The sequence below is a fragment of the Candidatus Limnocylindria bacterium genome, assembly GCA_036523395.1.
Lineage (GTDB): Bacteria > Chloroflexota > Limnocylindria > P2-11E > P2-11E > CF-39.
Genome location: DATDEH010000046.1, coordinates 62,976 through 69,549, shown reverse-complemented (window position 1 = coordinate 69,549; position 6,574 = coordinate 62,976). Strand labels below are relative to the sequence as shown.

9 protein-coding genes are annotated in these 6,574 nt (G+C 66.6%); 7 read left to right on the top strand and 2 right to left on the bottom strand.

The features are described from left to right. From VI056_06285 to VI056_06255, 7 genes are all read left to right on the top strand, one after another. The coding region (locus VI056_06285; GenBank protein ID HEY6202634.1) for an MFS transporter at positions 1–199 on the top strand (199 nt) is incomplete at its 5' end. A 159-nt stretch (positions 200–358) separates the two neighbouring features. Then, positions 359–1,729, top strand: coding sequence for a sigma-54 dependent transcriptional regulator (locus VI056_06280; protein ID HEY6202633.1), 1,371 nt, complete (start codon positions 359–361; stop codon positions 1,727–1,729). A 13-nt stretch (positions 1,730–1,742) separates the two neighbouring features. Then, entirely contained in the window at positions 1,743–2,000 is a 258-nt protein-coding gene (locus VI056_06275) for a YtxH domain-containing protein (protein ID HEY6202632.1), read from the top strand. Further along, positions 1,927–2,229, top strand: a complete 303-nt coding sequence (locus tag VI056_06270; GenBank protein HEY6202631.1) for a dodecin family protein — start codon at positions 1,927–1,929, stop codon at positions 2,227–2,229. The genes VI056_06275 and VI056_06270 overlap by 74 nt, the downstream gene beginning before the upstream one ends. A gap of 80 nt (positions 2,230–2,309) precedes the next feature. Further along, entirely contained in the window at positions 2,310–2,891 is a 582-nt protein-coding gene (locus VI056_06265) for a MerR family transcriptional regulator (GenBank protein ID HEY6202630.1), read from the top strand. A 17-nt stretch (positions 2,892–2,908) separates the two neighbouring features. Continuing rightward, positions 2,909–4,300 carry a MurT ligase domain-containing protein gene (locus tag VI056_06260; protein HEY6202629.1) on the top strand — a complete coding sequence of 464 codons (1,392 nt, stop codon included), beginning with the start codon at positions 2,909–2,911 and terminating at the stop codon, positions 4,298–4,300. A 4-nt stretch (positions 4,301–4,304) separates the two neighbouring features. After that, the gene (locus VI056_06255) at positions 4,305–5,030 is read left to right on the top strand and encodes a glutamine amidotransferase (protein HEY6202628.1); all 726 of its coding nucleotides are present in this window, start codon (positions 4,305–4,307) and stop codon (positions 5,028–5,030) included. On the opposite strand, the gene VI056_06250 is transcribed toward VI056_06255, so the two are convergent. Continuing rightward, on the bottom strand, positions 5,027–5,566 hold the full coding sequence (locus VI056_06250) for a CGNR zinc finger domain-containing protein (protein ID HEY6202627.1): 540 nt from the start codon (positions 5,564–5,566) through the stop codon (positions 5,027–5,029). The two genes, VI056_06255 and VI056_06250, sit on opposite strands and share 4 nt — an antisense overlap. Then, positions 5,563–6,339: a hypothetical protein gene (locus tag VI056_06245; GenBank protein ID HEY6202626.1), complete on the bottom strand. Its 777-nt coding sequence runs from the start codon at positions 6,337–6,339 to the stop codon at positions 5,563–5,565. The genes VI056_06250 and VI056_06245 overlap by 4 nt, the downstream gene beginning before the upstream one ends. Positions 6,340–6,574: the final 235 nt, after the last annotated feature.

Sequence of the window (6,574 nt, the reverse complement as noted above, 5' to 3'; positions counted from 1 at the left end):
CACGCCGCCCGAGCTTCGGGCGCGCGTTGCGGGTGCGCGTATGGCCCTCCTCAACATCACCTGGCTGCCGATGTTCGCGATAAGTGGGGCGCTAGCGGACTATGTCGATGCCGGAGTCTTGATCGCGATCGCGGGCGCTCTGACCCTGACGACTGCCGTGGTCGGCGCTTTCTCGCCCAATGTGCGCGACGTGAACTGACGGGCGCTTCCCGAACGCACGCCTAAGCAGGCGGCGATTTGACATGTACGCTTAGCGGAGCACAAACTGTCAATTCACACTGGGGAGCGTGGTCGTTCAGGCACTACTTGGCTCCCGCTGAGAAGGAACCGTACAGAAATGGCCCAGAAGTCCATTCTCGTGGCTGACGACGACGCGTCGATCCGTTCGCTTTTGAGGCAACTTCTCACCGACGAGGGCTACTCCATCACCGAGGCTGCGACAGGAACAGAGGTCGTGGCGCAAGTCAGCGATAGCTCACCGGATCTCGTGATCATGGACGTGCGCATGCCGGAGCTCGACGGCATCGAGGCGCTTCCAAAGGTCAAGCAAGCGTCGCCAAAGACGTCCGTTCTGATCATGACCGCGTTCGGATCGTCGAACGCCGCGATCAAAGCGATGGAGCTCGGCGCGTTCGACTACATCACCAAACCATTCGAGCTCGACAAGATCTCGCATACGGTCAAGCGAGCCTTCGATTACCAGGACCTCGCACAAGAGGTCGAGGTCCTGCGCGACGAGATCAGCTCGCTCGTGCAAACGGAGCGCATCGTCGGCAACTCGCCGCCGATGCAGGAGGTCTACAAGACCGTCGGTAAGGTCGCGAAGGCCGACGCCACGGTCCTCATCACTGGCGAGAGCGGCACCGGCAAAGAGCTTGTCGCTGAGGCCCTTCACTACAACTCGAATCGACGCAGCGGTCCCATGGTCAAGGTTTCGTGCGCGGCGCTTCCCGAGACGCTTCTCGAAGCTGAGCTGTTCGGACATGAGAAGGGCTCATTCACTGGCGCGATGGCGATGCGCAAAGGTCGCTTCGAGCTCGCCGACAAAGGCACCGTCTTTCTCGACGAGATCGGCGAGATGAGCCTCGCGACGCAGACCAAGCTGCTGCGCGTGCTGCAGGAGCGAAAGATCGAGCGTCTCGGCTCGTCGCTACCGATCAAGGTCGACATCCGCGTGATCTGCGCGACGAACAAGGATCTCCAGAAGCAGGTCGAGCAGAATAAGTTCCGTGACGACCTGTACTACCGCCTCAATGTCATCAACATCCACATGCCGCCGCTGCGCGATCGCAAGGAGGACATCGCGGCGCTCGTCGAGCACTTCCTCGCGAAGCACCGCTACAGCGCGACGGCGCAGCCCGCGGCCATCAGCGAAGAAGCGCTGAAGCGCCTCACGGAATACGAGTGGCCGGGCAACGTGCGTGAGCTCGAGAACGTCGTGGAGCGCGCGGTCGTGCTATCTCGCGGCCAGGTCATCACCAGCCGCGAGCTGCCATTTGGCGACCACGAAGCCGGCGAACACGAGGACGAGAACGACGATGTCTCCGCTGAGCGGTCCTTCTTCAAGAAGTCCGTATCGCAATTCGAGAAGGACCTGATCATGAAAGCGCTCAAGGATGCCGGGGGTAATCGATCGAAGGCAGCGGAAATGCTAGGTATCTACCGGCGTCTGCTCTACGCAAAGATCAAGGAGTACGGACTCGAGGGCTTCCCGCCCAAGAGCCGTTAGCGAGGAGGTCATCGTGTTCGGAGTCATCAATGCCGCAATGCGTGCGTTCGTGGTCGGTGTCGTGGTCGGCATGCTCTTCGCGCCACGCCCAGGCCCCGAGACGCGTCGCATGCTCAATGAGCGGATCAGCGCGATGATCAACCAGTTGCTCGAGATCGCGGCCCTGCCGCCGATCCAGCCATCGCAGGCCGCCACGAATGGTCACCCCGAGCGGCCCGCCCCCAAGCGCGTTCGTTCCGCGGAAGGACCCGGTGCCCGCACGACGACCTAAGGCCACCCCGGGCGTCACCCGACTCAGTGAGGCGACGGGCTCGTCCTCGCGCGGGTGGGAGGACGCCGTCGCCGCGGCGGTGAAGGCGAGTGACGTGAAGACTCCCGTCGGCGTCGAGGTCTCGCGTCTCTGGGCCGACTGGGAGCGCGGGAAGCTTGGTCGTTTCCACGCGACCGTCAAGGTCGCGTACCGCCAGGCGCTTAAGGCGCCAACGCGCTCGAGGGCCTGATCCAGAGCGCCGTGGGGCGCCGCGTGCCATCTGTCGCGGTTCTTGACACGTCGGTCCAGTCGCCAAAGAATTTCCCTTCCGTGGCAGGAGCCGAGACCCGCGACGTCCTTGCGCGCGTCCTCATCGCTAATGACGGCGAGGTCCTGTCGCGTCTGCGCCTGTCCGCGGCCGAGGCCGCGCGAGTCTGCAACGTGACTCCGCGACAGCTCATCTACTGGACGAAGAAGGGCTTGGTCAAGCCATCGGCCGATGGGGAGCGCGACTACGACGTCTACGCCATGGAGAAGGTCATCCGCATCCGGCAGGCGCTCGCAAAGGGGTACTCGCTCGAGAAAGCAGCACAGCTCGTGCAGCGCGATCTCAACTCGATCCAGTCCGACGCGAAGCGTCTCGATGATCTTCCACCCGAGGATCTCGAAGGTGAGCTGCGTCGACGGCTCGAGCACCTCGAGGAGCGGGTCATTCTCCTGCGCCGCAATCTGCCGACGTCGCTGTCGGTCGCGCGGCTGCGGCGAGCCGTCACCGAGCTCGCGCGGCTCGAGACGATGGGTGAGCTTCGTGAGGGCGCGAACGGTGAAGGAGCGAAGTCGCTCGTAATGCGGCTCGGTCGCGCGGTCGACGAGCTGGAGATCCTGCTGCGCGAGGTCCAGGCGCCCGCCTGACCCCGTACGCTTCGCGCGTGCCTGACCCCCTCGCCCGGCTGGCGAACGCAGCAGGAAAGGTCACTCGCCTCGTCCTCCAGATCAGTGGTCGCGGTGGCACCGCGTTGCCCGGACTCGTCGCGCTCACGATCGACCCGGACTTCATCGCTGCGCTCGCGAGCGATCTCGCGCACGGGGTGGTCCTCGTTTCGGGCACCAACGGAAAGACCACGACCACGCGAATGCTCTCCGACATCGTGCGCGCGACCGGCTGGGCGCCGACGCACAACCGCTCGGGCTCCAACCTCGAGCGAGGCATCGCGGGCGCGCTGCTCGCCGAGAGCACCTGGGGCGGCGAGCCGAGGGGGAACATCGGGATGTTCGAAGTGGATGAGGCGTCGCTGCCGCTCGTCCTCGGACGCATCAGCCCGCGCGTGGTACTGGTGACGAACCTCTTCCGCGATCAGATGGATCGCTATTTCGAGATCGATCAGCTCGCCCGCCGGATCGGCGACGCTATCGCGAAGCTCGATCCGCGCGTCACGCTCGTGCTGAACGCGGACGACCCGATCGTCGCGTGGCTCGGCCAACGGCACTCCGGCCCGGTCGTCTACTTCGGTGTCGACGATCTGAGCGTCGGCGGACGCGTGCCGCAGGTGATCAGCGACGCGACGCGCTGTCCGCGCTGCAAGCAGCCACTCAGCTACGAACGTGTCGTGCTCGCCCATGAGGGCGACTGGTCGTGTCCGTCGTGCGGACTCACGCGGCCTGAGCGGGACTTGTCCGCGACGCGCGTGGCTCTGACACCGGTGTCGAGCGAGATGCAACTGCGCACCGCGGTCGCCAGCGCGTTCGATCCGGTGCGCGTGCCGATCGCGGGCTTGTACAACGCATACAACGCGCTGGCCGCGCTCGCGGTCGCACGCGCGCTCGACATCGCCCTCCCGACCGCGGCGCTCGCGATCGCCAACTTCCGGCCGGCGTTCGGTCGGCTCGAGCAGGTCGCGGTCGATGGACGAGAGATGCGGCTGATCCTCGTGAAGAATCCGGCGGGGTTCAACGCCGCGATCGGTGCGCTTTTGGAAACGGGCCGCCGGCCACGCCTTCTCGCGGCACTGAACGATCGTGACGCCGACGGCCGTGACGTCTCGTGGATCTGGGACGCCGACTTCGAGACGCTCGCGCCCGCGGTCGAACACGCCGTCGTGACCGGGATCCGTTCGCGCGATCTGGCGAACCGGCTGAAGTACGCGGGTGTCGCCCGCGAGCGGATCGAGGTCGTGGATGCCTGGGGAAGCGCGATCGATCGCGCGATCGGCGCGGCGCCGATGGGCGGTGAGGTCGTCGTGCTCGCGACGTACACGGCGATGCAGGCGCTGCGCGCCGAGCTCGCGCGACGCGGCCACGTCGCGCCGTTCTGGGAAGATTGAGGTCATGGATCTCCGGATCGCGCACCTCTACCCAGACCTGATGAGCATCTACGGCGACCGCGGGAACGTCCTTGCGCTCGCGCAGCGCGCGCGCTGGCGCGACATCGCGGTCGAGGTGCGCGCATTCACCGCCGGCCAGACCTTCGACGCGGAATGGCCCGACCTCTGGTTCTTCGGCGGTGGTCAGGACCAGGGACAGGACATCGTGGGCGCCGATCTCGCGGGCCCGAACGGTGATGCGCTCAAGGCCTCGCTGGCGAACGGCGCGGCGGCGCTGACGATCTGCGGCGGCTACCAGCTGCTGGGGCACGAGTACGTACCGGAGAACGCGGCGGCGATCCCCGGGCTGGGTGTGCTCGATGTCCGCACGCGCGCCGGATCGGTGCGGTTCGTTGGCAATCTCGTCGCCGAGACGCCCGACGGCGTGCTTGTTGGATTCGAGAACCATAGCGGTCGCACCTACCTCGGGCCGAGTGCGAAGCCCCTTGGCACCGTCATCGTGGGCAGCGGGAACAACAGCGAGGACAAGACCGAGGGCGCGGTCCAGGGGAAGATCATCGGCACGTACAGCCACGGGTCATGCCTCCCGAAGAATCCATGGCTCGCGGATCGTCTGCTCGCCTGGGCGCTCGAGCGGCGTCATGGACCGCAGCAGCTCGCGCCGCTCGATGACCGTGAAGAGAAGGCCGCGAGCGAACAGGCCGTGGAGGTCGCGAAGGCGCGGCCCTAGCGCCGCGCGCGGTAACGCCGGACTTTCATTCGATTCCCGCAGACCTTCGGATCGCACCAGCGCCGCCGGCCATTCGCGGACCGATCGATGAAGAGCCATCCACAGCGACGATTGCCGCACGCGCGAAGTCGCGGCCTTTCGGTACCGAGCGTGACGAGGGGCGGCACGAGGAGATCACAGAACTCGGTCCATCCCTGGTTCACGCTCGTGAGCGAGCCGTCCGGCGCGAGCCGGTAGTGCGCGGTGCGAAGCAGCACATCGCGCCGGCGCGCGTATCTCCGCACATCACCACGGACGAGTGCGCGCACCGCGTCGCGCACCAAGCGCAGCCGTCGCAGCTCCACCGAAGGCGGCGCCCCAGAGGGTGCGGCGAATTCGTGACGCGCGCCGAGGAAATCGCGCGCCGCGACGGCGTCGCTGAGGTGATCGTGTGCCGTCTTCGAGCGCACACCACCGCGTGGGAGCCCGAGATGACCCTCGGGACCATGGGCGCTGCTCGCCACGACGATGAGCGCGTCGACCCCGAGCGCGGTCATTTCTTCGTTCGCTGTGCCATCACGCGCAGCGTCGTCGTCCCGACATGCCCGTGGCCGTCGGTCGCCGTCACGGTGTACAGGCCGGGCTCGCGGTCCGGGATCCAGAAGCCCGAGTCGAAGGTCCCGTCCGCGTTCGCGGTCGTGTCCCAGACCCGACGGCCGCCGAGGGTGATGGTGATCTTCGACGACGGCTCGTAGCCTGCCCCGCTTCCTTGCACCGGCGTGCCGATCGGCGCGCCGCCGACGGCGTCCGAGATCGTTTCGATCGTGAGCGCGCTTGCGCCGCCGAACGTGAGCGCGATCTGCGCGCGCGGGCTCTTGCCGTACTCGTAAGCCTTCGCCGCGACGAAGGGGCACACGTCCCGCTCGAGCAGCACCGTGAATGTCACGACCCGTGCCGATTCGTCGATCAGGTCGATCGCGCGAACGGTGCGCCCGCCCGGCTCGAGCCCTTTCAGGCCCCGGTAGCTCGCCGTTCCATCGGGATTGAGCGTCGAGGCGCCCGTTACGCGCAGCCGGTACGCCCGCGCCGCGCCGGCACCCTCGAGCGGAGTGAGCTCGAACGCCGGCACGTCGAAGACGTTGGACTCCGCGCTGGCGCCGAAGGTGAGGACGATCTCCGTGTCGCTCGCCTCAACGAAGCGAAGCTGCGTCTCGGAGCCAGCGTGGCCGCCGGTCGTGGCGCCGCATGTGAGCGGCAGCTTCGACGCCGGCGTCGGCGCGCAGGACGCGAGCAGGACGAGGATCGTAAGCCCGCGCCGCAGTGTCTGCACCCCTCCCTCGCTCCGCTCGGGATGTGCAGCTGAAAGCTCCTTCGTCGCTTTCAGTAACCGTCGCATCGGCATTCTGTACGTTACAGGAAGCCTAGTACCGCCGTACCGCTCGGTGCTCCTCTTCGCCATCGTCGCCTTCTCTGTTGACATGTCGCTCGATGCGAGTGCGAGCGCTGATCGGAGCGATGCTTGTGGCATGGGCCGCTTTGCCGGCCCTGGCGCTCGTTGCATCGGC

Coding starts and splice junctions, on each gene's coding strand:
- VI056_06270 (HEY6202631.1), top strand. CDS start 1,927: ATGGTCACCCCGAGCGGCCCGCCCCCAAGCGCGTTCGTTCCGCGGAAG.
- VI056_06255 (HEY6202628.1), top strand. CDS start 4,305: ATGGATCTCCGGATCGCGCACCTCTACCCAGACCTGATGAGCATCTAC.
- VI056_06250 (HEY6202627.1), bottom strand. CDS start 5,566: ATGACCGCGCTCGGGGTCGACGCGCTCATCGTCGTGGCGAGCAGCGCC.